At 69.8% G+C, this 22759-nt stretch carries 23 protein-coding genes; 8 read left to right on the top strand and 15 right to left on the bottom strand.

The annotated features are described in order from the left end of the window. Positions 1-5: 5 nt before the first annotated feature. Genes VGU03_RS13965 through VGU03_RS13955 form a run of 3 tightly spaced genes read right to left on the bottom strand, consistent with a single transcriptional unit; the run spans position 6 to position 2799 of the window. Complete coding sequence (locus VGU03_RS13965) at positions 6-803, bottom strand: glycosyltransferase family 2 protein (protein WP_327481530.1); 798 nt, start codon at positions 801-803, stop codon at positions 6-8. Further along, positions 800-1597 (bottom strand): beta-ketoacyl synthase chain length factor, encoded by a 798-nt coding sequence (locus VGU03_RS13960; RefSeq protein WP_327481528.1) that lies wholly within the window; start codon positions 1595-1597, stop codon positions 800-802. The genes VGU03_RS13965 and VGU03_RS13960 overlap by 4 nt, the downstream gene beginning before the upstream one ends. Next, the gene (locus tag VGU03_RS13955) at positions 1594-2799 is read right to left on the bottom strand and encodes a beta-ketoacyl-[acyl-carrier-protein] synthase family protein (RefSeq protein WP_327481526.1); all 1206 of its coding nucleotides are present in this window, start codon (positions 2797-2799) and stop codon (positions 1594-1596) included. The genes VGU03_RS13960 and VGU03_RS13955 overlap by 4 nt, the downstream gene beginning before the upstream one ends. Before the next feature lie 147 nt (positions 2800-2946). On the opposite strand from VGU03_RS13955, the gene VGU03_RS13950 reads away from it, so the two are divergent. Next, complete coding sequence (locus VGU03_RS13950; protein WP_327481524.1) at positions 2947-3645, top strand: YdcF family protein; 699 nt, start codon at positions 2947-2949, stop codon at positions 3643-3645. A gap of 244 nt (positions 3646-3889) precedes the next feature. Next, positions 3890-4801, top strand: a complete 912-nt coding sequence (gene hemF, locus VGU03_RS13945) for an oxygen-dependent coproporphyrinogen oxidase (RefSeq protein WP_327481522.1) — start codon at positions 3890-3892, stop codon at positions 4799-4801. Positions 4802-4844: 43 nt separating this feature from the next. Here the strand turns inward: hemF and VGU03_RS13940 are convergent, their stop codons facing one another. Then, positions 4845-5504 (bottom strand): hypothetical protein, encoded by a 660-nt coding sequence (locus VGU03_RS13940; RefSeq protein ID WP_327481520.1) that lies wholly within the window; start codon positions 5502-5504, stop codon positions 4845-4847. A 140-nt stretch (positions 5505-5644) separates the two neighbouring features. Here VGU03_RS13940 and gpmA point away from each other — a divergent pair, with 140 nt between their 5' ends. Further along, a complete protein-coding gene (gpmA, locus tag VGU03_RS13935) occupies positions 5645-6388 on the top strand; it encodes a 2,3-diphosphoglycerate-dependent phosphoglycerate mutase (RefSeq protein ID WP_327481518.1) in 744 nt (247 codons plus the stop codon). A 141-nt stretch (positions 6389-6529) separates the two neighbouring features. Beyond that, the gene (locus tag VGU03_RS13930) at positions 6530-7054 is read left to right on the top strand and encodes a DUF1453 domain-containing protein (RefSeq protein WP_327481516.1); all 525 of its coding nucleotides are present in this window, start codon (positions 6530-6532) and stop codon (positions 7052-7054) included. 4 nt (positions 7055-7058) lie between these two features. Here VGU03_RS13930 and glnK read toward each other — a convergent pair whose 3' ends face one another. Next, positions 7059-7397 (bottom strand): P-II family nitrogen regulator, encoded by a 339-nt coding sequence (gene glnK, locus VGU03_RS13925; RefSeq protein WP_091338139.1) that lies wholly within the window; start codon positions 7395-7397, stop codon positions 7059-7061. Between the two features lie 174 nt (positions 7398-7571). Between glnK and VGU03_RS13920 the strand changes: the two genes are divergently transcribed. Further along, on the top strand, positions 7572-7829 hold the full coding sequence (locus VGU03_RS13920) for an accessory factor UbiK family protein (protein WP_327481510.1): 258 nt from the start codon (positions 7572-7574) through the stop codon (positions 7827-7829). 284 nt (positions 7830-8113) lie between these two features. Further along, positions 8114-9616 carry a YifB family Mg chelatase-like AAA ATPase gene (locus tag VGU03_RS13915; protein ID WP_327481508.1) on the top strand — a complete coding sequence of 501 codons (1503 nt, stop codon included), beginning with the start codon at positions 8114-8116 and terminating at the stop codon, positions 9614-9616. A gap of 168 nt (positions 9617-9784) precedes the next feature. On the opposite strand, the gene aceA is transcribed toward VGU03_RS13915, so the two are convergent. Together aceA and aceB are read right to left on the bottom strand one after the other, a co-directional pair. Further along, positions 9785-11080, bottom strand: a complete 1296-nt coding sequence (aceA, locus tag VGU03_RS13910) for an isocitrate lyase (protein WP_327481506.1) — start codon at positions 11078-11080, stop codon at positions 9785-9787. Between the two features lie 40 nt (positions 11081-11120). After that, complete coding sequence (gene aceB / locus VGU03_RS13905; protein WP_327481504.1) at positions 11121-12746, bottom strand: malate synthase A; 1626 nt, start codon at positions 12744-12746, stop codon at positions 11121-11123. A gap of 142 nt (positions 12747-12888) precedes the next feature. Here aceB and VGU03_RS13900 point away from each other — a divergent pair, with 142 nt between their 5' ends. After that, positions 12889-13902 carry a LysR family transcriptional regulator gene (locus VGU03_RS13900; protein WP_327481502.1) on the top strand — a complete coding sequence of 338 codons (1014 nt, stop codon included), beginning with the start codon at positions 12889-12891 and terminating at the stop codon, positions 13900-13902. A 7-nt stretch (positions 13903-13909) separates the two neighbouring features. Here the strand turns inward: VGU03_RS13900 and VGU03_RS13895 are convergent, their stop codons facing one another. The 8 genes from VGU03_RS13895 to VGU03_RS13860 form a co-directional block, all read right to left on the bottom strand. Beyond that, positions 13910-14548, bottom strand: coding sequence for a LysE family translocator (locus VGU03_RS13895; protein ID WP_327481500.1), 639 nt, complete (start codon positions 14546-14548; stop codon positions 13910-13912). After that, positions 14545-15147 carry a 1-acyl-sn-glycerol-3-phosphate acyltransferase gene (locus tag VGU03_RS13890; RefSeq protein ID WP_327481498.1) on the bottom strand — a complete coding sequence of 201 codons (603 nt, stop codon included), beginning with the start codon at positions 15145-15147 and terminating at the stop codon, positions 14545-14547. The genes VGU03_RS13895 and VGU03_RS13890 overlap by 4 nt, the downstream gene beginning before the upstream one ends. Then, positions 15144-15566 carry an alternative ribosome rescue aminoacyl-tRNA hydrolase ArfB gene (arfB, locus tag VGU03_RS13885; protein ID WP_327481496.1) on the bottom strand — a complete coding sequence of 141 codons (423 nt, stop codon included), beginning with the start codon at positions 15564-15566 and terminating at the stop codon, positions 15144-15146. Before arfB ends, VGU03_RS13890 begins: the two co-directional genes overlap by 4 nt. A 75-nt stretch (positions 15567-15641) precedes the next feature. Next, positions 15642-16340 (bottom strand): pseudouridine synthase, encoded by a 699-nt coding sequence (locus VGU03_RS13880; RefSeq protein ID WP_327481494.1) that lies wholly within the window; start codon positions 16338-16340, stop codon positions 15642-15644. Between the two features lie 103 nt (positions 16341-16443). Continuing rightward, entirely contained in the window at positions 16444-18090 is a 1647-nt protein-coding gene (ubiB, locus tag VGU03_RS13875) for a ubiquinone biosynthesis regulatory protein kinase UbiB (protein ID WP_327481492.1), read from the bottom strand. After that, positions 18087-18737: a ubiquinone biosynthesis accessory factor UbiJ gene (locus VGU03_RS13870; protein ID WP_327481490.1), complete on the bottom strand. Its 651-nt coding sequence runs from the start codon at positions 18735-18737 to the stop codon at positions 18087-18089. Before VGU03_RS13870 ends, ubiB begins: the two co-directional genes overlap by 4 nt. 58 nt (positions 18738-18795) lie before the next feature. Continuing rightward, the gene (locus VGU03_RS13865) at positions 18796-19272 is read right to left on the bottom strand and encodes a tRNA (cytidine(34)-2'-O)-methyltransferase (protein ID WP_327481488.1); all 477 of its coding nucleotides are present in this window, start codon (positions 19270-19272) and stop codon (positions 18796-18798) included. A gap of 57 nt (positions 19273-19329) precedes the next feature. After that, positions 19330-19533 (bottom strand): hypothetical protein, encoded by a 204-nt coding sequence (locus VGU03_RS13860; RefSeq protein ID WP_327481486.1) that lies wholly within the window; start codon positions 19531-19533, stop codon positions 19330-19332. Between the two features lie 255 nt (positions 19534-19788). Here VGU03_RS13860 and VGU03_RS13855 point away from each other — a divergent pair, with 255 nt between their 5' ends. Next, complete coding sequence (locus VGU03_RS13855) at positions 19789-22638, top strand: M16 family metallopeptidase (RefSeq protein WP_414655966.1); 2850 nt, start codon at positions 19789-19791, stop codon at positions 22636-22638. Positions 22639-22759 lie beyond the last annotated feature (121 nt).

Genomic DNA, 22759 nt, shown 5'->3' with positions numbered 1-22759 from the left:
CGTCGTCAGCGGATCAGGCGCGCCGGTTCGCCGGCCTCCACCGCGAGCAGCCCTTCGTCGTCGATCACCGTCGGCGGCGCCTCGTGCGAGCGCCGATAGCTGGCGAAGATGTTCCCGTAATGCATCACCCGGCCGATGGTGTAGGTGGTGATGCGCACCACGTCGCGCACGGGGCTGAAATGGCTGAGCCGGAACTCGCCCTGGTAGCGCGAGGCGATCGGTACCGACACCACGCCCAGGCCCTTTTCGCGGCAGGCGGCGATCAGGATGGCCGCTTCGAACACGAAGTTCTCCGCCGGCAGGTCGACCAGCTCCAGCGCGGCGCGCGGGTACCAGCGCTGGCCGCTCTGGGTATCGACCACCGGCAGGCCGCAGCCCCAGGAGATGCCCCAGTCGGCCACCGCGTTGGCGCGGCGGCGGCCCTTGGGCTGCTGCTCGCGTTCGAGCAGGCGCGCGCCGATCACGATGTGGTCGGGATAGCGCTGCGCCGCGGCGACGATGCGCGGCACGTCGGCGGCCAGGTGCTGGCCGTCGCCATCCATCGTCACCACGGCGTCGAAGCCCTGCCTGAGCGCCTCGCGGAAACCGTGGCGCAGCGCCTCGCCCTTGCCGCGGCGCACCGGATGGCGCAGCAGGGTGACCGGCAACGCGCCGACGATCTGCGGCGTGCGGTCGTCCGAGCCATCGTCGATGACGATCACCGGCACGTTCAGCGCCAACACCGAGGCGATCACCCGCTCGATCGCCGCCTCTTCGTTGAGGCAGGGGATGAGTACGCACCAACGCGGCGAAGTCGGTTTCAAGCGCATTTCTCCAATTGGACTTCCATGCCGAGCGCAGCGGCCGCCATCAGCCGGCAGCGGCCGGTGCCCTGCGCCAGCAGCGCCAGCAGCGGCAAGGCCGAAGCCGACGGGCTGCTGGCCATCCAGTCGGCCGGCAGCGGCGATGCGGACGATGCATCGGCGATGCTAGCGGGACAAAGGTGCAGATCAAGTCGGCCCAGCGTGCAGGCGCCCGGCTGCGGCGCGAGCACCAGCGCACAGGCGAACGGCGCGACGCAGCCGGTGACGTCGGCCAGCGGTCCGCTGCCGGCGGTATCGCTGCACACCAGCAGCACGGGCCGTGCATCGGCCACGGCCAGGATGGCCGCTTCGAGCAGGCCGGCCCCGAAGCTGGCCTGTTGCGCGCACACCGCGTTGGACGGCGCATGGCAGCCGGTGGCGATGGTCCAATAGCCGGCGGGGGCGTTGTGCACCGAGTTGTGGAAGCGCGTCGGTGAAAGCTCCGCCGGGGCGGTCGCGAGGACCGCGCACATGTAATCCGTGATCGACTGGTCGCCATGCGAGGAGGCGAACACGCAAGCCAGCGTCGATGCGTCCAGACCGCTCATGGCGACCGCCTGGTCGGCCACCTCGATGGCCAGCAGCACGCTCTCGGGCGCGCGCCGGCGCTCGTTCGCCGGCAGCCGCGAGGCCGGCGGGCGCGCGGGCGGCGGCGCCATGTCCTGGCCCCGGAGCACGCCGCGCAGGGCGGCGAAATCGGCCAGCCGCGGGGACCACACGCCGACGCCCTGGACGTACACCTGCAACCGGCTCATGCGCGGCGATCCGCGCGGGCGAAGGCCAGGCAGGCGTTGTTGCCGCCGAAGCCGAACGAGTTGCTGAGCGCCACCTCGACCGTGCGTGCCTCGTTGCGCCAGGCGAACTGCGGGCCGCAGGCGGGGTCGGGGTCGACGCCACCGAGGTTGCCGGGCACCAGCTCGTGCTCCAGCGTCAGCAAGGTGATCACCGCCTCGAGGATGCCGGCGGCACCGAGCGTGTGGCCGGTGAAGCCCTTGGTGCTGCTGGCCCGCGTCGACGGCGGGAAGGTGCGGGCGATCAGCGCCGCCTCCACTTCGTCGTTCTTCAGGCTCGCGGTGCCGTGCAGGTTGATGTAGTCGACCCGCGCCGGCTCGAGGCCCGAGCGCGCCAGCGCATCGCGCAAGGCCATCTCGGCGCCCAGGCCTTCGGGATGCGGTGTGGACATGTGGTGGGCATCGCTGGCTTCGCCGTAGCCGAGCAGGCGCGGCGCGCGCGGCGCGGCGTCGACGCGCTCGAGCAGCGCGAAGCCGGCCGCCTCGCCGATCGAGATGCCGTCGCGGGCGCGGTCGAACGGGCGGCACGGCGCGCGCGAAACCAGTTCCAGCGCGTTGAAGCCGAACAGCACGCTCTCGCACAGGGTATCCACGCCGCCGACCACCGCGGCGTCCACCAGCCCCAGGCGGATCATCCGCTCGGCGCTGGCGAACACCTTGGCGCTGGAGGAACACGCGGTGGACACGGTCAGGCACGGGCCTTCCAGCGTCAGTGCCTCGGCGACGAATCCGGCCAGCGAATGCGGCGCGTGGATCGGCGGCCGCAGCATGTCCTGCGGAAACCCGCCGTCGGCGTCGAGCCGGCGGTAGGCCTCCTCGGTGGCGCCGATGCTGGCGGTGGACGTGCCCAGCAGCAGCGCCACGCGGCTGGCGCCGTAGCGTTCGCACGCCGAGCGCACGGCATCGAGGAAACCGTCCTGGTTCAGGCCCAGCCAGGCGAGCCGGTTGTTGCGGCACTCCCACGCGGCCAGGGCGCCGGGCAGCGGCGCTGCCTCCAGACCCGTCACGCGCCCCACCCAGCACGCCAGCTCGGCCTGGCTGAAATCGTTGGCGCGCAGGCCGCAGCGGGCATCCTGCAAGGCCTGGCGATGGGCCTCCAGGCCGCGGCCCAAGGCGGACGTGGCGGTGAAGGCGGAGATCGCGAGCGGGGAGATCGGTTGCGGCATCGAGCCAGCCTAGCGGCGGTGCACGAGCTTGCCTAGCCTCGCTCCCGCGGTGGCGTCCGCCTGTTCAGGCAGGTGAGGGAGGCGTGCACGATTGCGGTGACGCGGGCGCCTGCGCACACTCGCGGTTCGCTCTCAACTGACGACGCCGTGGCCGCTCCCGTCCATCGCAATCCCTGGCGCTACCTGCGCGATACCGACGTACTGCACGCCGCCGCAGTGACGCTGCTCGCGGTGCTGCTCAGCGGCGGGCTGGTGTGGTTGGGTTACTTGATGCACGTGTGGCGCATCGCCCGGTACAGCCCGACGGCATGGCCCGGACGTCGGGTCTTGCTCGTATTCGGCCGGCAGCTGGCGGGAGACGAACCCGACGGCGATTTTCGCGAGCGCCTGGCCCGCGCGCTCGCACTGGTGCGGGCCGGCCGTACGCGTCACGTGCTGCTGCTCGGCGGACATAGTGGCGGCGATCGCAGCGAGGCGCAGGCCGGCCACGCCTGGCTGCTGCAACAGGGCCTGCATGGCGACGTCGAGGTGGAGCTGGAACAGGAATCGGTCGACTCGCTGGAGAACCTGCGCCACGCGCGCGGGTTGCTGCAGGGCGGCGACAGCGCCGAGGTGCTGCCGCCGGTCGCGCTGCTCACCAGCCGCTACCACCTGGCGCGTTGCCTGCTGCTGGCGCGCCGGCTGGGCTTCGACGGCCACCCGGTGGCGGCCGAGGCTCGCCTGCCATACACGCCGCGCTACCTCGCCTTGCTGGCGATGGAGGCGACCTACCTCATGTGGATCGATCTGGGCGTGCGCTGGGCGCAGCTGGTCGGCCACCGGCGCATGGCGGCACGGATCAGCTGAAACGGCCGCGCTCGTTCCCGTCGCTATGTCGACCGCAAGAACCTCAGGTACGCGATCAAGCGCGACGGGACCCGCTGATCCATCCAGCTGCATCGGCTGGATGCAGCACCTCGCCGCGACATCGGCCGCAACCTGGAATTGATTTCGGCCGCCACCGGCTGGAAGTCGCGCCCGCGTCGTCGCGCCGCAGCGCCGGCGCGGGCGCGCTTGCTAAGCTCTGTGCATTGCGTTTTGCGGATGTCCGATGAGCCAGCAAGCCGACCAGGCCGAAGCCTTCCTGCGCGAACTGCAGGATCGCATCTGTAGCGCACTCGAATCCCTCGACGGCACCGCGCGCTTCGTCGAGGACCGCTGGACCCGCGAAGCCGGTGGCGGCGGCCGCACCCGCGTGCTGCGTGACGGCGCGCTGTTCGAGCAGGCCGGCGTCAACTTCTCGCGGGTCAGCGGCCACACCCTGCCGCCCAGCGCCACCGCGCACCGGCCGGAGCTGGCCGGCGGCAGCTTCATCGCCACCGGCGTCTCGCTGGTGCTGCATCCGAAGAATCCGTACGTACCGACCGCGCATGCCAATGTGCGCTATTTCGAGGCGAGCAAGGAAGGCGTGGAACCGGTGTGGTGGTTCGGCGGTGGCTTCGACCTGACTCCGTTCTACCCGTTCGACGAAGACGCGCAGCATTGGCACACGGTCGCGCGCGACCTATGCGCGCCCTACGGCGCGGATGTCTACCCACGCTACAAGCGCTGGTGCGACGAGTACTTCTATCTGAAGCATCGGGCCGAGACGCGCGGTATCGGTGGGCTGTTCTACGACGACTTGAACGAGGGTGGCTTCGAGCGCTGCTTCGCCTTTACCCGCGACGTCGGCCAGGGCTTCCTGGATGCCTACGTGCCGATCGTGCGCCGCCGCCGCGACACCCCCTGGGGCGAGCGCGAACGCGAATTCCAGCTGTACCGGCGCGGCCGCTACGTCGAATTCAACCTGGTTTACGACCGCGGCACGCTGTTCGGACTGCAGTCGGGCGGGCGCACCGAGTCGATCCTGATGAGCCTGCCGCCGCGCGTGCGCTTCGAGTACGCCTATGCGCCCGAAGCCGGCTCGGCGGAAGCGCGGCTGGAGGACTACCTCAAGCCGCGCGATTGGTTGCCGGGAACCTAGGTGGCCCCGGGCGGGCTTCAGCCCGCCGCCGTCGGCCGCACGGTCAAGGCTGCGCGCCGCTGAACTTCACCGGCGTGGCGCCCACGACCTTGCCGATCTGGGCACTGTCGCTGACCTGAAGCACCACCTCGCGGCGGAATTCCAGCGTGCCCTGCACCACCGCGTGAGGGCCGATCACGATGTGCGGCGGGCGGCTGTCGCCGAAATGGAACCAGCCGCCAGGCTTGTCGACCAGGATGCCGCCCTCCACGCGCGAACCCTCGCCTACGTCGATGTCGCCGCCGACCGTGCCCAGGCCCTCGGCCACGTGCGCCGCGTCCAGCGTGATCGCGCCGTTGACGTTGGAGACGCGGCCGCCCACGTCGGCGTTGTGGCCGAGCCGGATGGCGCCGTTGACCGCCTCGATCTTGCCGTGCACGCGGCTGTCCGCGCCCAGCGTGATGCTGCCGTTGACCGTGCCCAGCGACTGCGCCTGCGCGTGCGTGCCCAGTTCCACCGAGCCGTTGACCGTGCTGGCGTCGCGCACGGTGGCGTTGTCGCCCACGCGCACGGCACCGTTGACGGTGCTCACGTCGCCCGCGGTCTGGCCGGCCTCGACGCGCGCGCTGCCGTTGACCTTGTCGATGTCGCCGTCGCCGGCCATCGCCGCGAGCGGCAGGCAGAAGGCGAGGGCCAGGGCGAAAGCAAGATGGTGACGACGCATATCGAAGCTCCGTTGGGTGGGTTGCCTGGGCATGGATGCACGCACCCCGGGCAGGGTTGCCATGACCTGTGGCAGGGTCGATTTGACCTCCGGGCGGTCACCCCGCACCATTTCACGTTTCCGGTCGCGAAGCCAACGACATGCACAAGCTCGTCCTGATCCGCCATGGCCAGTCCCAGTGGAACCTCGACAACCGCTTCAGCGGCTGGGCCGACGTCGACCTCACCGAACAGGGCATGGCCGAAGCGAAGGAAGCCGGACGGCTGCTGCTGGAAGCGGGCTACACCTTCGACGTGGCGCACACCTCGGTGCTCAAGCGGGCCGTGCGCACGCTGTGGGGCGTGCTCGACGCGATGGACCTGATGTGGCTGCCGGTGGTCACCGACTGGCGCTTGAACGAACGCCACTACGGCGGCCTGACCGGGCTCAACAAGGCCGAAACCGCCGCCAGGTACGGCGAGGACCAGGTCAAGATCTGGCGCCGCAGCTACGACATCCCGCCGCCGCCGCTGGAACGCGCCGCCAACCCGTCGCTGCGCGACCCGCGCTACGCGCTGCTCGACCCGTCGATGATCCCCGACACCGAATGCCTGAAGGACACCGTCGCCCGCGTGCTGCCGTACTGGCACGACGTGCTGGCGCCGGCCGTGGCCTCCGGCCAGCGCGTACTGGTGGCCGCGCACGGCAACTCGCTGCGCGCGCTGATCAAGTACCTGGACGACGTCTCCGACGAAGCCATCGTCGATATGAACGTGCCCAACGGCGTGCCGCTGGTGTACGAGTTCGACGAGGCCATGAAGCCGTTGCGCAGCTACTACCTGGGCGACGCCGAGGCGATCGCGGCGAAGATGGCCGCGGTGGCCAACCAAGGCAAGGCGAAGTAGGTTCCTCGGGCCGACGGCGGCGGGTAAAGCTCCGATGCGGCCCTCGCGCTGACAGCTGTCATTCCCGATGGGTGCCTGGCACCCATCGTGCCGGCTTGCCTGCGCGGCTAGGCTTCGTCGCACCCATCCAAGGAGCACGCCATGGCACCGAACCTCCTCATGCCCGCGCTGGTCTCGCCGCTGGTGGCCTTCATGGTGTGGCGTCGCGTTCGCCGCCAGTTCGGCCGCCAGCCCGTTCGCCGCGGACCCATGATGGCCCGCGTGGCGATTCTCACCGTGGTGGCCGGTCTGGCCTCGCTGGCCGGCCTGCACGATCCGCGTCTGCTCGAAGGCCTGGCCGGCGGCCTGCTAGGCGGCGTTGCGCTGGGCCTGCTCGGACTGCGCCTGACCCGTTTCGAACGGGCTGTGGACGGCCGTGATCTGTATCTGCCCAACCCGTGGATCGGCGCCGCCGTCACCGCCGTCCTGGTCGGGCGCCTGGCCTGGCGTTTCCTGGTGTTGATGCCTTACGCGGGCGCGACTGGCCCGACGATGGCGCCGACCGCTCCCCAGCTTGGCAACAGGCCCCTGACCCTGCTGGTGGTCGGCCTGATGATCGGCTACTACGTCAGCTACTACGCGGGGCTGCTGGTCCACCACCGGCGCTTCGCGCGCGCCTTCGGCTGAAGCCTCAGAGCGCGTCGTTGTCCAGCTCGCCCGTGCGGATGCGGATCACCTGCTCCAGCGGGCTGACGAAGATCTTGCCGTCGCCGATCTTGCCGGTCCGTGCCGATTGCTGGATCGCCTCGATCACCCGCTCGAGCTGATCGTCCGCCACGGCCACCTCCAGCTTGATCTTGGGCAGGAAATCGACCACGTATTCAGCGCCGCGATAGAGCTCGGTGTGGCCTTTCTGGCGACCGAAGCCCTTGACCTCGGTCACCGTGATGCCCTGCACGCCGACTTCGGCCAGCGCCTCACGCACGTCGTCCAGCTTGAACGGCTTGATCACTGCCACGACCAGCTTCATGGATGTTCCTTCCGCTACCTGTGCACGCAGGCGGGCATTGTGCCTGTCTGCCCTGAAGCTGTCGCCCCGGTGAGGCGTGTAGGAGAATCCCTACAATTTCTGACGGAACCGGCCGATGGTGCACATACATCCCCTATACCTAGACTTCATTCCGACCCGCTCGAGGTGCCGTCCATGATGGATCGGCAGGAAATCGACAGAATTGCCCTGCGACTTGTGTCGCTGGTACCGCCAGGGTTGGCACAGGCGCAGCAGGATTTGCGAACCAACTTCCACGATGTCCTGATGCAAGGATTGCGTCGCCTCGAGCTGGTCACCCGCGAGGAGTTCGAGGTCCAGAGTCAATTGTTGGCGCGCACTCGTGCCAAGGTCGACGAACTGGAAAGACGCGTCGCCGAGCTGGAGGCCGACGCGACTGGCCGCGAGCTCTAGCCGCCAGCTCCCGGGAGCCGCCCCCGATCTGTCACCCTCACCCCGAGAACGATCGGGGGCGGTTATTTTTGCCTGTTCGTCGATGGAGTCGCGTTTCACATGCACCCTTGCGACCCCATCGCGTGCGGCCGGCATGTCCATGAAGGGCTACGCGCGCCACGTCAGGCGAGGCAGCCATTGACCATCGCCCACGCCAGTCCACATCAGTTCGGCCGGTCGATCTCGCCATTCAGGCCTGTCCCGCCAGCTGCGCCGGCGAGTCCCCAGGCTATCCCGGCGATGCCATGAGCCTGGCAGTCACCTTGAGCCGCGCCCAGGAAGGCGTCTCTGCGCCGCAGGTCATGGTCGAGGTGCACCTTTCCGGTGGGCTGCCCGGTACGCACATCGTCGGCTTGCCGGAAGCAGCCGTAAGGGAAGCACGCGACCGCGTCCGGGTGGCGATCCAGAATGCAGCGTTCGAGTATCCCAACCGCAAGGTCACGGTAAACCTCGCTCCCGCTGAGCTGCCCAAGGATGGAGGCCGTTTCGACCTCGCCATCGCGCTCGGCATCCTGGCTGCTGGCGGACAAGTGCCCCGGGAGAAGCTCGACCGGTGCGAGTTTCTCGGCGAGCTCGCGCTGTCCGGCGATCTGCGCGGCGTTTCCGGCGTGCTGCCTGCGCTGTTGCGTGCGCGGGCGCGCGGGCGACGCGTGGTGGTGCCGCGCGCCAACGCTGCCGAGGCGGCGCTTGTGCCCGAGGCCGAGGTACTGCTGGCCGATACGCTGGCGGAAGTCTGTGGCTGGCTGCGGGACGCGCAGGAGCTGGCCTTACCGGGCCCGCCTGACGACGGGCAGGCAGCCGATCCGGGCGTGCCCGACCTGGTCGACGTGCGCGGCCAGCTGCAGGCGCGCCGCGCGCTGGAGATCGCTGCAGCCGGAGGGCACCATCTCCTGCTGGTCGGTCCGCCGGGCACCGGCAAGACCATGCTGGCCGAACGCCTTCCCGGCATCCTGCCGCCACTGAACGAGACCGAGGCGCTCGAAACCTGCGCCGTGCTCTCGGTGGCCGGCCAGCCGGTCGACCCGGCCCGATGGAGGCGTCGTCCGTTCCGGGCGCCGCACCATACCGCTTCCGCGGTGGCACTCGTCGGTGGGGGCTCCAACCCTCGCCCGGGCGAGATCTCGCTGGCGCACAACGGCGTGCTGTTTCTCGACGAGCTGCCCGAGTTCAACCGCCACGTGCTGGAAGTACTGCGCGAGCCGCTGGAATCGGGTCATATCCTGGTTTCGCGCGCGGCGCGGCAGTCCACTTTTCCGGCGCAGTTCCAGCTCGTCGCTGCGATGAACCCGTGTCCCTGCGGCTACGCCGGCGACGCGCGCGAGCGTTGCCGTTGCACGCCCGATCAGATCCAGCGCTATCGCAGCCGCATCTCCGGCCCACTGCTGGACCGCATCGATCTGTGCGTGGAGGTGCCGCGCGTGCCCTTGGCCGAACTGGGCGCGCCCTGCAGCGTGTACGACGAGGATTCCGCGACCGTGCGCGCGCGGGTGATCCAGGCCCGCGCAGGGGCCTTGGCCCGGGCCGGCCGCGCCAACGCCGAGATCAACACGCGCGAACTGGAACGCGATTGCGGGTTGGGCGCGGCCGAGCGGCGCTGGTTCGAGGCGGCGCTGGAGCGGCTGGGGCTGTCGGCCCGCGCCTATCACCGGACTTTGCGCGTGGCCCGCACCATCGCGGACCTCGACGGCGGCGCGGCGCTGCTCGATCGGGCGCATTTGGCCGAGGCGCTGCAATACCGCCGCTTTTAATTTCTGTACCGCCGGGTATTGACATTGCTGGGCGAGCGCCTAATATCTGCACCCGCCGGTACTTAAATGCTGCCGGCCGCCGCCCCGGTATCGGTCCCCCTCCCCCCCGCCCGATACCGGGGCCGGCCTCCTCTCTTTCGATGCCCACCTCGCGCCGCGCGCGGAGGTTCAGGCAGCCGAGGCTCGCTGGAACTGCGCTTCCTCGGTCGACCCCTTGAGTGCAGTGGTCGAGGACTGCCCCTGCTGGATCGCCTGGGTAACCTGGTCGAAGTAGCCGGTGCCGACCTCGCGCTGGTGCTTGACTGCGGTAAACCCACGCGCGGCGGCGGCGAACTCCTTTTCCTGCAGGTCCACGAAGGCGCTCATCTGCCGACGGGCATAGCCGTGCGCGAGCTCGAACATGCCGTAATTGAGGCTGTGGAAGCCGGCCAGCGTGATGAACTGGAACTTGTAGCCCATGGCTCCCAGTTCCTTCTGGAAGGTCGCGATCGTGGCGTCATCCAGGTTCTTGCGCCAGTTGAAACTCGGCGAGCAGTTGTACGCCAGCAGCTTGCCCGGGTACCTCGCATGGATCGCCTCGGCGAAACGGCGCGCATCCTCCAGGTTCGGCTTGCTGGTCTCGCACCAGACCAGGTCGGCGTAGGGCGCGTAGGCCAGGCCGCGGCTGATGGCCTGGTCCAGACCCGGCCTGACGCGGAAGAAGCCCTCGACGGTGCGCTCGCCGGTAAGGAAGGGCTTGTCGTTGTCGTCGACGTCGGAGGTGAGCAGGTCGGCCGCGTCGGCGTCGGTACGGGCCACCAGCAAGGTCGGCACGCCGCAGACATCGGCGGCCAGGCGCGCGGCGGTGAGCTTGTCGATGGCCTCGCGGGTGGGTACCAGGACCTTGCCTCCCATGTGGCCGCATTTCTTCACCGCGGCGAGCTGGTCCTCGAAGTGCACGCCAGCGGCGCCGGCCTCGATCATCGCTTTCATCAGCTCGAAGGCGTTGAGCACGCCGCCGAAGCCGGCTTCGGCATCGGCCACGATGGGCGCCAGCCAGTCGATCTCGTCGCTGCCTTCGGCGTGATGCAACTGGTCGGCACGCAGCAGCGCGTTGTTGATGCGCTTGACCACCTGCGGCACCGAGTTGGCCGGGTAGAGCGACTGGTCCGGATACATCTCGCCGGCGAGGTTGGCATCGGCGGCGACCTGCCATCCCGACAGGTAGATCGCCTTCAGGCCGGCCTTGACCTGCTGCATGGCTTGGTTGCCGGTGAGCGCGCCGAGCGCGTTTACGAAGTCTTCCTTGTGCAGCGACTGCCACAGCTTCTCGGCTCCGCGTCGGGCCAGCGAATGCTCGATGGACACCGTGCCGCGCAGGCGCACCACGTCCTCGGCGGTGTAGTTGCGGCGGACGCCGCTCCAGCGGGGGTTGTTGGTCCAGTCCAGGGAAAGCTGTTCGGCGGTCGGCAGATGGTTCTTCATACGTCGGCTCCTTGAGAAGGGGAGTTCCAGAGGCCCGCTGTCAGGCGAGCAGCTCGTAGGCGGGCAGGGTGAGGAAAGCGCCGAGTTGACTGGCATGGGTCAGTTGCGCGAGCAGGGTGGCCGCCTCGTCGGCGCGATTGGCGCCGACGAGGTCGCTGCCGCGCAGCCGATGGGCGTGCGCGGCCAGCAACTGGTCGAACAGCGCCATGTCGATCGGTGCGCCATCGGCGAACTCCAGCGGCACGCAGTCGTTGCGCTCCCCGGGCTCGGCGGCGTAGTGCAGCCATTGCCACAGCTGGGCGCGGGCGATCTCGGCGGTGGCGGCGTCCTCCATCAGGTGGTGGATCGGCACGCAGCCGAGGCCTTCCAGCCACGCAGCGGTGTAGCGCAGGGCCACTTCCACGTTGTTGTCGAAGCCGGCGCGGGTGATCGTTCCGCAGGCCGGCGCGAGCAGTTGCTCGCGCGTCACCGATACGTCCGGGCGCAGCACACCGAGCTGGTTCGGGCCTTCCATGTGCCGGTCGAATACTTCCCGCGCCACCGGCACCAGCGCCGGATGGGCGACCCAGGTGCCGTCGTGGCCGGCGCGGACCTCACGCAGCTTGTCCGCGCGGACCTTCTCCAGCGCGGCCTCGTTGGCGGCATCGTCGCCCTTGATCGGGATCTGCGCGGCCATCCCGCCCATGGCGAAGGCGCCGCGGCGATGGCAGGTCTGGATCAGCAGCTCCGAATAGGCCTTCAGGAAAGGCACGGTCATCTGGACCTGGCCGCGTTCCGGCAGCAAGCGGTCGCGGTGGCGGCGCAGGGTCTTGAGGTAGGAAAAGATGTAATCCCAGCGGCCGCAATTGAGGCCGACCACGCGCTCGCGCAGCGCGTGCAGGATCTCGTGCATCTGGAACGCTGCCGGCAGCGTCTCGATCAGCACGGTGGCTTTCATGCAGCCGTGCGGCAGGCCAAGTTCGCCCTCGGCATGCGCCATCACGGCATCCCACAGCGCGGCCTCTTCCATGGCCTCGAGCTTGGGCAGGTAGAAGTACGGGCCGCGGTCGCGCCGGTGCAGGGCGCGGGCGTTGTGGAACACGAACAGGCCGAAGTCCACCAGCGCTCCGGCCATCGGTTCGCCGTCGACCTCGAGATGGCGTTCCGGCAGGTGCCAGCCACGCGGGCGCACCACCAGCACGGCTGGCTCGGGACCGAGCCGGTAGTGGCGTCCCTCCGGCGACTCCCAGGCGATGGTGCCGGTCACCGCGTCGATCAGGTTGCGCTGGCCGTCGAGCTGGTTGGCCAGGGTCGGCGCCGAGGAATCCTCGAAGTCGGCCATGAACACCTGCGCGCCCGAATTGAGCGCGTTGATGATCATCTTGCGCTCGACCGGGCCGGTGATCTCCACGCGCCGGTCGCGCAGCGCGGACGGGATGGGCGCCACCTGCCAGTCGGCCTCGCGGATCGCCCGGGTGTCGGCGCGAAAATCCGGCAAGGCACCTGCATCCCAGCCCGCCTGGCGTTCGGCGCGGGCTGCGAGCAGGGCGCGGCGACGGGTGTCGAAGCGACGATGCAGGCCGGCCAGGAAGGCCAGCGCGTCATGGCTGAGAAGGTCGCGGTAGGCGGACGTGTCGCCGTGGACGGTCAGCGGGCCGGGATCGAGTCGTTCCTGCGGGACGGCCATGGATGCAGCTCCTTCGGGAAGGTGTCATCCACGCTAGGCTCGACAACCTCTATTTGACAAAGCGAATGTTTCAATCTTTCTTATTGAAAGAATCAAAGTTGTATCTAAAAATTGGGTTTAATGGCGCTATCGAGGGAGAATGATGGCCAATCGCTCGAGCCGGACACGCAATCCACGCCCGCGGAAAGCCCTCGACGAGGCAGAGACGGCCGAGCGCTACTACTACAAGGGCAACCGCCACAAGCAGCTGCGCGCGTTCGTGAGCATCGTCAAGCTGGGTACGCTCACCCGGGCAGCCGAGGCGCTGTTCCTCTCCCAGCCCACCGTCACCCTGCAATTGCAGGCCCTCGAGCGTGAACTGGGCGTGCCGCTGCTGGAGCGGCGGCGCCGGCGCATCAACCTGACCGATGCCGGCGAGGCGCTGTACGAGCTGGCCCGGCCGCTGATCGATGGCTGGGACAACCTCGACCGCGACTTCCAGGCCCGCGTGAAGGGCCTCACGGCCGGCCGCCTGACCATCGCCGCCGGCGCCTCGACCATCCAGTACCTGCTGCCCGAGATGGTGCGCCGCTACCGCGAGGCCTATCCGGCGGTGCACCTGCAGCTGGCCAACGTCACCGGCCGCGACGGCCTGGCGCTGCTGCGCGCCGACGAGGCGGATTTCGCGGTCGGTTCGATGCTGGACGTGCCCAACGACATCGCCTGGGCGCCGTTGCGCCAGTACGATCCGATGCTGATCACGCCGCCGGACCATCCGCTGGCGCACAAGAACGAGGTGGTGCTGGAGGACCTTTCGCCCTATGGCCTGATCCTGCCGCCGCAGCGGCTGTCCACCTACCGGCTGGTCGACCTGGTGTTCCAGCAGCGCCAGGTGCCCTACCAGGTGGCGATCGAGGTGGGTGGCTGGGAGGTGATCAAGGAGTACGTCGCCGCGGGCTTGGGCATATCGATCGTCACCGGTATCTGCATCACCGAGGCCGACCGCTCACGCCTGGCCGTGCGCAACATGAAGCGCTGGTTTCCGCAGCGCAGCTACGGCGTCGTGGTGCGCAAAGGCAAGTTCCTCAGCGCCGAGGCGCGCGCCTTCATCGACCTGGTGAAACCCGGCCTGCTGACCCACCGCGAGCACGACGAGCCCGGCCACTCCGGCCGTTAGCTGGGTGCTATCCCTGCCGCTGGAACGCCAGCCGCAAGCCGAAAGCGAGCAGCACGGCGCTGCACAGGCGGTCCATCCAGCGGCCCAGGCCGGGCCGCGCCAGCAGCAGTCGGTGGATGCGTCCGCCGAGCAGCGCCAGCACCAGCGACCAGGTGAGGCCCGTGCCGATGAAGCTCACCCCCAGCACCAGCAGCGCCAGTTGCGGGTGCCTCGCCTGCGCCGAAACGAACTGCGGCAGGAACGCCAGGTAGAACAGCGCCACCTTGGGGTTGAGCACGTTGGTCAGCAGGCCCTGCCGGAAGGCGGCGCCCGCGCCCTGGCCGAGGGTCGCGGCAGGCGTGCGCGCGGCCGTGCGCGAGAGCAGCATGCGCAGGCCGATCCACACCAGGTAGGCCGCGCCCAGGTACTTGAGCGCGCTGAACGCCAGTGCGGAGCTCATCAGGATCGCCGAAACGCCCAGCACGACCGCCCCGGTGTGCACCACGCAGCCGGCATTGATGCCCAGCGCCGCGGCGAAGCCCACCGCGCGCCCCTCGCGACCGCTGCGGGCGAGGATGTAGAACGTGTCCAGCCCGGGTGTGAGATTGAGCGCCACGCAGGCGAGCAGGAAGGCGCCGAAATGCGCGATGCCCAGCATCGCCGTCATGCCGCCGGCTCGGTATCGCGGTGCTTGCCGCGATAGCCACGGAACAAGGCGCGGATGCGCGCCATGTCGGCGTCGGGATCGTCGGTAGCGTACTGCGGCGTGCCCAGCGTGAAGGTGCGGGTCGGATAGTCCAGGAACACCGGCAACACCGGCACGTCGGCCTCGCGCGCGATGCGCAGGAAACCGCTCTTCCAGTGTTTGACGTGCTTGCGCGTGCCTTCGGGGGTGATGCCCAGCCACATCCGCGGGTGGTCGGCGAAGCGGCGCACCATCTGGCCGACCACGTTGAGCGCGGCCCTGCGATTGATGCCGATCATGCCGATGGGCTTCAGGATCAGGCCCAGCGGGCTGTCCAGCACCTCGCGCTTGATCATGATCTTGATATCCAGGCCCAGCGCGATCTTGATCATCAGGCCCCACACGCCGTCCCAGTAGGACGAGTGCGGCGCGCCGATGATGATCAGCTTCGGCACGTCGGGCAGCTCGCCCAGCAGGCGCCAGCCGGACAGGCGCAGCAGGCCGCGCATCAACCAGGGCCAGAAGCGGCTGTCCAGCCGCGGTGCCTGCGGTGGCACCGGCGGCAGCATGCGGCCGCTCATTCGCCGCTCCAGTCGCGCGAGCGCGTCTGCTTGAGCTTGCCGCGCTGCTGCTTGCCCGACAGGCGGCGTTCCTTCGAGGCGCGCGTGGGACGGGTCGCCACGCGCTTCGCCGGCGCCGCCAGCGCACCGCGAATGAGCTCGGCCAGCCGCTCGCGCGCGTCGTCGCGATTGCGCGCCTGCTCACGGAAGCGGCGCGCTTGGATCACCAGCACGCCCTCGCCGGTCATGCGACGGTCGCGCCGCGTGAGCAGCCGCGCGCGCACTTCCTCGGGCAGCGAAGGCGAGGCGGCCACGTCGAAACGCAGCTCGACCGCGCTCTCGGTGCGGTTGACGTGCTGGCCGCCCGGACCGTCCGCGCGCAGGAAGCGCTCGGTCAGCTCGGTGTCGGGGAGGGAGAGGGTGCGGCTGATGGACAGCATGCGCACATTTTAGGGGATCGCCGTGGGCGGGCTGAAGCCCGGCGCGCGCACGCTGCCTGTCCGGTCGGGCGGGCTTCAGCCCGGCGGCGGCCAGCCGAAGCGCTCCAGCACCGCCCCGAATGCGCCGTCGAGCGGCGCTTCCAGGTCCATCGGCGCGCCGCTCAGCGGATGCGCGAGGCATAGCCGCCAGGCGTGCAGCAGCATGCGGTGGCAGCCGAAGTGCTGCTTGTACAGGCGGTTGTGGTCGCCGCGCCCATGCTGGCAGTCGCCGATCACCGGGTGGTGGATGTGCGCCATGTGCTTGCGGATCTGGCGGAAGCGGCCGGTTTCCGGCTCCGCGCGCACCAGCGCGTAACGCTGCTGGGGGTAGCGGCCGAGCGCGATCGGCACCTCGACCGTGGCCAGGCGCGCAAAGCGCGTGCGCGCCTCGCGGCGCGGGCCGGTCTCGCGCGAACCGGGCAGCGGGTAGTCGATAAGTCCTTCGGTCGGCTCCGGCCAGCCGCGCACGACGGCGAGGTACTGCTTGTGCACTGCGCGGCCCATGAACTGCTCGCCCAGCGCCGCGGCCATGGCGGCCGAGCGGGCCACCAGCAGCACGCCGCTGGTGGCGCGATCCAGCCGGTGGGCGAGGAACAAGTCGCCACCCACTTGCTCGCGCAGCAGGTCGATGAGGAACGCATCGGCGGGGCCGATCAGCCTGGAGCGGTGCACGGGCAGGCCCGCGGGCTTGTTGACCGCAAGCAGGGCGTCGTCCTGGTGGAGGATGTCGAGCATGGAGACAGCGTTTCTTTGGCGTTCCCTTGCAACCGAACGAATGGATCCGGGCTTTCGAGGGAATGACGCCTGGGTCGTGTGGCCTGACTGGGAGGTGGCGGTTTCAGCGCCGGGCGCTGGCGAGGAAGGTGACCAGGCCCGCCACCAGGCAGCCCAGCGCCAGCCATTGCGAACCCGCCGTCGCCCGGGCGAGCCACAGCAGGGCGGCGCAGCCGAACGCCGTGGCGCCGAACAGCCCGCCCAGCAGCGCGCGGCGCCGACGCAGCGCGAGTTCCGCCCGCAGCGCCAGCTCCGCCGGATCGGCCAGCGGCCGCCGCTCGCCGCTGGCCACCTGGCGCAGCGCATCGCGCACCAGCTCGGGCAGCTGCGGCGCCGCGTGCAGCCATTCGGGCAGGCGCTGGCGGATCGCGCGCAGGGTGCGACGCGCGCTGTAGCGCTCGCGCAGGATGCGCTTCAGGACCGGGTGCGCGACCGCCCAGATATCGATGTCCGGATCCAGCATGCGACCCACGCCCTCGATGTTGAGCAGGGTCTTCTGCAGCAGGATCAGCTGCGGCTGCAGGGTCAGCTCGAAGCGGCGCGCGGTCTGGAACAGCTTGACCACCAGTTCGGCCAGCGAGATCTGCGACAGCGGGCGGGTGAAGTAGGGCTCGCACACTGTGCGCACGGCCGCTTCCAGCTCGTCCAGCCGCACCGTGGCGGGCATCCAGCCGGCCGCCACGTGCAGCTGCGCGATCCGCGCGTAGTCGCGCTCGAACAGGGCGATGAAGTTCTGCGCCAGCCAGTACTGGTCGGCCTCCGGCAGCGAGCCCATGATGCCGAAGTCCAGCGCGATGAAGCGCGGCTCCTCGCGCCGCGCGACGTCCACCCAGATGTTGCCCGGGTGCGCGTCGGCGTGGAAGAAGTTGTCGCGGAACACCTGCTCGTAGAACACCCGCACACCCTTGGCGGCGAGCGCCTTGCGGTCGATGCCCGCCGCGTCGATGGCGGCGATGTCGTCCGCGCTCACCCCGAGCACGCGCTCGAGCGTGAGCACGCGCTCGGCGGTCAGCTCCCAGTGCACGGCCGGCACGTACAGGTCCACGCCGCTCTCGAAGTTGCGCCGCAGCAGGCTGGCGCTGGCGCCTTCGCGCTGCAGGTCCAGCTCGTTCTCCAGCATCTTCTCCACTTCGGCGACGACGTCGAGCGGCCGGATCTTGTCGGCGTTCGGATGCCAGCGCTGGGCCAGCTCGCCCAGCGAGCGCATCAGCGCCACGTCGCGGGCGATCCTGTCCTCGATGCCGGGGCGCAGCACCTTGACCACCACCGCATGGCCGTCGTGCAGGGTGGCGGCGTGCACCTGGGCGATCGAGGCGGAGGCGAGCGGCGTCTCGTCGAAGCGGGCATACAGGCGTCCGACCGGCTGCCTGAGCTGCTGCTCGACGATGGCGCGCGCCTCGCTGCCGGGGAACGGCGGCACCTGGTCCTGCAGCTGCGCCAGCTCGTCGGCGATGTCGGCCGGGATGAGGTCGCGACGCGTGGACAGCACTTGCCCCGCCTTGACAAAGATCGGCCCCAGCTCGGTCAGCGCCAGGCGCAGCCGCGCGCCGCGCGGCAGCTCGCGGGCGCCCGGACGCGGACGCGCCAGCAGCGGGCGCAGCAGCTTGAGCGGGCGGTACAGGTGCGCCGCGTCGACCAGTTCGTCCAGCCGCCAGGCGAGCAGCACCGACGCGACCCGCAGCACGCCGGGCAGCACCTTGAGCGGCGTCATGCGCGCGGCCCCGGCGGGCGCTGACGCAGCCGCGTCAGCCGCGCCTCCAGGCGCTCGGTGCGTTCGCGCAGACGGTCGACGTCGTCCAGGAAATCGTCCACCTCGCCCATCGCGGGGGTCAGCCGCGCCTCGTCGCGCAGCCAGTCGGCGCCATCCTCGGTGAAGTGGCGGGCGCTTTCGCGCGCATGGCGCAGGCCGCGGGCGACGGCCTGTGCCAGCGGCACGCCGAGCACGTCGCCGAAGCTGCGCGCGAAGGCCTCCTCGAAATCCGGCGCGAAGGCGCTGGCGAGCTTTTCGAGCCGGCGCGCCAGCTCGGCGTCGCCGGCGATCTCCACCTTGCCGGGCGACACGCCTTCATCACCACGGCGCAGCGCCATCGCCAGCAGGCTGGCCGGGCTCGCCGCCACCCGCAGCTGGCTCGCGTCCTGCGGCGGACCGACCCGTAGCTGCTCACCCTCCACCGTGACACGCAGGACCAGCTCCGGTCCGCGCAGGTGCAACTGGATGCTGCGGCCTTCGAGCGCGGCCAGCTTCTGCCGCGTATCCGGGTCGAGCGAGAGCGTGTGGTTCAGCGCGGTTTCCAGCGCGCGGCCGGCGAGCTTGCGCAATGGCTGCGGCAGCCAGGCATTCGGGGGGGCGGCATTCATCCGCCGATTGTAGCGGGTGCGTCGTAGCGGGCTGCACGGGCGCGATCGCCCTCCCGGCTCAGGCGCCGATGGGCGCGGCGCCGTCGAAGCCGAGCTGCCGCCAGGCCTCGTACACCGCCACGGCAACGGTGTTGGAAAGGTTGAGGCTGCGGCTGTCCGGCCGCATCGGCAGGCGCAGGCGCTGTGCGGGCGGGATCGCCTCCAGCAGCTCGGCGGGCAGTCCGGCCGTCTCGCAGCCGAACAGCAGCGCATCGCCCGCCGCGTAGCGCACGTCGACATGCGCGATGCGGCCGCGGGTGGAGAAGGCGAACACGCGCGGTTGGCCCAGTACGGCCAGGCACGCGGCCAGGTCCTCGTGCACGGCGACGCGGGCGTACTCGTGGTAGTCCAGGCCGGCGCGGCGCAGGCGTGCGTCGTCCAGTTCGAAGCCCAGCGGCCGGATCAGGTGCAGGCTGGCGCCGGTGTTGGCGCACAGGCGGATCGCGTTGCCGGTATTGGGCGGGATCTCGGGGTGGTACAGGATGACGTGCAGCATCGGACCATTATCCCGATCCCGTGCGGCGAGCGCAGGATCCATCCCGCGCGGCGCCGCTCAGCTGTCCTGCCGCGGGCACACCACGCCATCGGGAGGCAGCATGCAGGCGGCGGGCGCCGCCAGCAGCGCGCCGATGCGGGCGCCGCCGGTACCCGCCAGTTGCACCGGGCCGGGGGTGAACAGCATCGCGCCCATGATCCATCCGCACGCCAGCAGGCAGGCGACGAAGAGGCTGCGCAGCAACAGGGTCTCGAATTTCATGGCTTGGCTTCCTTCAAACAGGGAAAGGGGTCCGTCGTGATTACTTTGGCAAGCGCCGTGCCAGCGATGCAGTGGCGGTAAAACCCTTGATCCAATGACGTTTGTCAGCCCGGGCTGGCCCTGCGATGGTTGTCCGCGGACAGTGCGGGGTCCGCCGGCGGACACCGGACGGACAGCGATGCGGACAGCGCGCTTGTGCTGGCTCGCCCTCGCCCGATAGCCTCGGGAGACATCCGTGAGACAGGAGGTTGCATCGTGGCAAGCCGCTTTCCCGCCAAGACCGCACTGGCGCTGGTCGTCGCAGGCCTGATCGCCCTTCCCGGCCTGGCGCCGGCGGCCCAGGCCGCCGTCCAGGCGCAGAAGATCCCCGACCTGGCCTACCAGCGCTTCACCCTGCCCAACGGGTTGACCGTGGTGGTGCACGAGGACCACAAGGCGCCGGTGGTGGCGGTGAGCGTGTGGTACCACGTGGGCTCCTCCTACGAGCCCAAGGGCAAGACCGGTTTCGCGCACCTCTTCGAACACCTGATGTTCCAGGGCTCGGAAAACCACAAGGACGAGTACTTCCGGCCGTTCGAGCTGGCCGGCGCCACCGACCAGAACGGCACCACCTGGCTGGACCGCACCAACTACTTCGAGACGGTGCCCACCACCGCGCTGGACATGGCGCTGTGGATGGAGTCCGACCGCATGGGCCACCTGCTCGGCGCGATCGGCCAGAAGGAGCTGGACGAGCAGCGCGGCGTGGTGCAAAACGAGAAACGCCAGGACGAAAACCAGCCGTACGGCCGCGTCGGCGAGCTGATCCAGGCCGAGGCCTTCCCGGCCAACCATCCCTACCACCACGACACGATCGGCTCGATGGCCGACTTGAACGCCGCCTCGCTGGCCGACGTCAAGCAATGGTTCCGCGACTACTACGGCGCGGCCAACACGGTGGTGGTGCTGGCCGGCGACATCACCCTGGCGCAGGCCAAGGAGAAGATGCTCGAGTACTTCGGCGACATCGGCGCCGGCCCGCAGGTGCCGCGCCCGCAGCCGTGGATCGCGCCGCGCGACCAGTCCACCCGCGGCGCGATGACCGACAACGTGGCGCAGACGCGCATCTACCGCGAGTGGAACGTGCCCTCGAGCACCGACCTGGAACTCAACCAGCTGCAACTGGCCGCGGCGGTGCTCGGCGGCGGCAAGACCTCGCGCCTGTACCAGCGCCTGGTCTACCGGGACAAGCTCGCCGACGACGTCTCGGTCGACATCGAACAGCACGTGCTGGCGAGCCTGTTCGAGCTGCAGGTGGACGTGAAGAAGGGTGCCGACCCGGCCAAGGTCGAGGCCGCGGTGGCCGACGAATGGGCCAAGTTCCTCAAGGACGGACCCACCGCCGACGAGCTGGAACGCGTCAAGACCACCATCCGCGCCGCCTTCGTGCGCGGGCTGGAGCGGGTCAACACGCAAGCCTCGATCCTCGCCGAGGGGCAGCTCTACCAGGGCGATCCGGGCGCCTACCTGAAGGACTTCGACACGCTGATGGCGGCCACGCCGGCCAGCGTCAAGGCGTGCGCAGACCGCTGGATCGCGCGCGGCGACTACACGCTGACCGTCGTGCCGGGCAAGGTCGAGGCGACCGACTTCGCCACCGCCGGCGGCCGCGCCGCCTTGCCGGGCAAGCCCGCGCCCAGGCTTTCGGCCAAGGGCGACTACCGCACCGTGAAGAGCCCGGTCGACCGCAGCAAGGGCGTGCCGCAGGTGACGAGCTTCCCCAGCCTGACCTTCCCCACGCTGCAGCACGGCAAGCTTGCCAACGGCATCGAGGTCACCCTCGCCGAGCGCCACGAAGTGCCGGCGGTGCAGGTGCAGCTGCTGTTCGACGCCGGCTACGCGGCCGACCAGGGCCGCAAGCTGGGCACCTCCAGTTTCACCATGGCGATGCTGGACGAAGGCACCAAGGACCTGGACTCGGTCGAGATCGCCAAGCGCGAGCAGCGCCTGGGCGCGCTGATCGGCAGCGGCTGCGGGCTGGACTTCTGCAACGCCTCGCTCAACGCGCTCGACGACAAGCTGGCGCCTTCGCTCGCCCTGTTCGCCGACATCGTGCGCAATCCGGCCTTCCGCGCCGACGACGTGGCGCGCCTGCGCGGCCAGTGGGTGGCGCGCATCGCGCAGGAGAAGAGCCAGCCGGTCGGCATCGCGCTGCGCACCTTGCCGCCGCTGCTCTACGGCGAGGGCCACGCCTACGCGATCCCGTTCACCGGCTCGGGCACGGTCGAGTCGATAACTGCGCTCGACGTGGGCGACATGCGCCGCTTCATGGGCGACTTCATCCGTCCGGACAACGTCAAGATCCTCGTCGCCGGCGACACCACGCTGGCCAAGATCATTCCGCAGCTCGACAAGGTGTTCGCCGACTGGAAGCACGGCGCAGGCAAGGTCCCGGCCAAGAACCTCGCCGCCGTGGCGCCGCCCAGGTCGCCGCGGGTCTACCTGATCGACCGGCCCGGCGCGCAGCAGAGCCTGATCCTGGCCGGCAGCCTGGCGCCCTCGACCAAGGCGGCCAACAACCTCGACATCGAGACCATGAACGGCGCCTTCGGCGGCGCGTTCACCTCGCGCCTGAACATGAACCTGCGCGAGGACAAGCATTGGGCCTACGGCGCCTACAGCTTCCTGCCCGACGCGCTGGGCCAGCGCCCGTTCCTGATGTACGCCCCGGTGCAGACCGACAAGACCGCGCCTTCGGCCGCGCAGATCCTGGCCGAGGCCCGCGGCGTGATTGGCAAGCAGCCGCTCACCCACCAGGAAATCGCCAAGATCAAGGATGGTGACGTGCGCGGTCTGCCCGGCGAGTATCAGACCACCTCGGCGGTGATGGGCGCACTGCAGGACATCGCCCTGTACGACCGCCCCGACGACTGGGTGCAGACCGAGAAGGCGCGCATCGAGGCGCTGAAGGATCCGCAGGTGCAGGCGGCCGCCGCGGAGGTGATCCACCCCGACCGGCTGACCTGGGTGATCGTGGGCGACCTCAAGCAGATCGAGGCGCCGGTGCGGGCGCTGAAGCTGGGCCAGGTCCAGGTGCTCGATGCCGACGGCAAACCGGTGAAGTAGCCGGCCCTCCCCGGCGCCTCCGGGTCGACCGCAACGAAGGGAAGGCTTTTGCTTTCCCTTCAGCCCGGTCCCGGTGCTGCCAGGGTAGGATGGCCTCTTCCAGACTGCCCCGCCGGAGCCA

The sequence above is a fragment of the Frateuria sp. genome, assembly GCF_035944355.1.
Classification (GTDB): domain Bacteria; phylum Pseudomonadota; class Gammaproteobacteria; order Xanthomonadales; family Rhodanobacteraceae; genus Frateuria_A.
Note: the sequence above shows the minus strand (reverse complement) of the source record. Positions and strands in the feature narration are given on the sequence as shown.

What these genes read in the sequence shown, in the direction of transcription:
- VGU03_RS13930 (WP_327481516.1), top strand. Translation starts at nt 6,530, where the DNA reads ATGGCACCGAACCTCCTCATGCCCGCGCTGGTCTCGCCGCTGGTGGCC.
- VGU03_RS13865 (WP_327481488.1), bottom strand. Translation starts at nt 19,272, where the DNA reads ATGCTGCACGTCATCCTGTACCACCCCGAGATCCCGCCCAATACCGGC.
- VGU03_RS13900 (WP_327481502.1), top strand. Translation starts at nt 12,889, where the DNA reads ATGGCCAATCGCTCGAGCCGGACACGCAATCCACGCCCGCGGAAAGCC.
- VGU03_RS13960 (WP_327481528.1), bottom strand. Translation starts at nt 1,597, where the DNA reads ATGAGCCGGTTGCAGGTGTACGTCCAGGGCGTCGGCGTGTGGTCCCCG.
- VGU03_RS13880 (WP_327481494.1), bottom strand. Translation starts at nt 16,340, where the DNA reads ATGCTCGACATCCTCCACCAGGACGACGCCCTGCTTGCGGTCAACAAG.
- arfB (WP_327481496.1), bottom strand. Translation starts at nt 15,566, where the DNA reads ATGCTGTCCATCAGCCGCACCCTCTCCCTCCCCGACACCGAGCTGACC.
- glnK (WP_091338139.1), bottom strand. Translation starts at nt 7,397, where the DNA reads ATGAAGCTGGTCGTGGCAGTGATCAAGCCGTTCAAGCTGGACGACGTG.
- VGU03_RS13870 (WP_327481490.1), bottom strand. Translation starts at nt 18,737, where the DNA reads ATGAATGCCGCCCCCCCGAATGCCTGGCTGCCGCAGCCATTGCGCAAG.
- ubiB (WP_327481492.1), bottom strand. Translation starts at nt 18,090, where the DNA reads ATGACGCCGCTCAAGGTGCTGCCCGGCGTGCTGCGGGTCGCGTCGGTG.
- aceA (WP_327481506.1), bottom strand. Translation starts at nt 11,080, where the DNA reads ATGAAGAACCATCTGCCGACCGCCGAACAGCTTTCCCTGGACTGGACC.
- aceB (WP_327481504.1), bottom strand. Translation starts at nt 12,746, where the DNA reads ATGGCCGTCCCGCAGGAACGACTCGATCCCGGCCCGCTGACCGTCCAC.
- VGU03_RS13890 (WP_327481498.1), bottom strand. Translation starts at nt 15,147, where the DNA reads ATGAGCGGCCGCATGCTGCCGCCGGTGCCACCGCAGGCACCGCGGCTG.
- VGU03_RS13915 (WP_327481508.1), top strand. Translation starts at nt 8,114, where the DNA reads ATGAGCCTGGCAGTCACCTTGAGCCGCGCCCAGGAAGGCGTCTCTGCG.
- VGU03_RS13920 (WP_327481510.1), top strand. Translation starts at nt 7,572, where the DNA reads ATGATGGATCGGCAGGAAATCGACAGAATTGCCCTGCGACTTGTGTCG.
- VGU03_RS13955 (WP_327481526.1), bottom strand. Translation starts at nt 2,799, where the DNA reads ATGCCGCAACCGATCTCCCCGCTCGCGATCTCCGCCTTCACCGCCACG.
- hemF (WP_327481522.1), top strand. Translation starts at nt 3,890, where the DNA reads ATGAGCCAGCAAGCCGACCAGGCCGAAGCCTTCCTGCGCGAACTGCAG.
- VGU03_RS13895 (WP_327481500.1), bottom strand. Translation starts at nt 14,548, where the DNA reads ATGACGGCGATGCTGGGCATCGCGCATTTCGGCGCCTTCCTGCTCGCC.
- VGU03_RS13940 (WP_327481520.1), bottom strand. Translation starts at nt 5,504, where the DNA reads ATGCGTCGTCACCATCTTGCTTTCGCCCTGGCCCTCGCCTTCTGCCTG.
- gpmA (WP_327481518.1), top strand. Translation starts at nt 5,645, where the DNA reads ATGCACAAGCTCGTCCTGATCCGCCATGGCCAGTCCCAGTGGAACCTC.
- VGU03_RS13860 (WP_327481486.1), bottom strand. Translation starts at nt 19,533, where the DNA reads ATGAAATTCGAGACCCTGTTGCTGCGCAGCCTCTTCGTCGCCTGCCTG.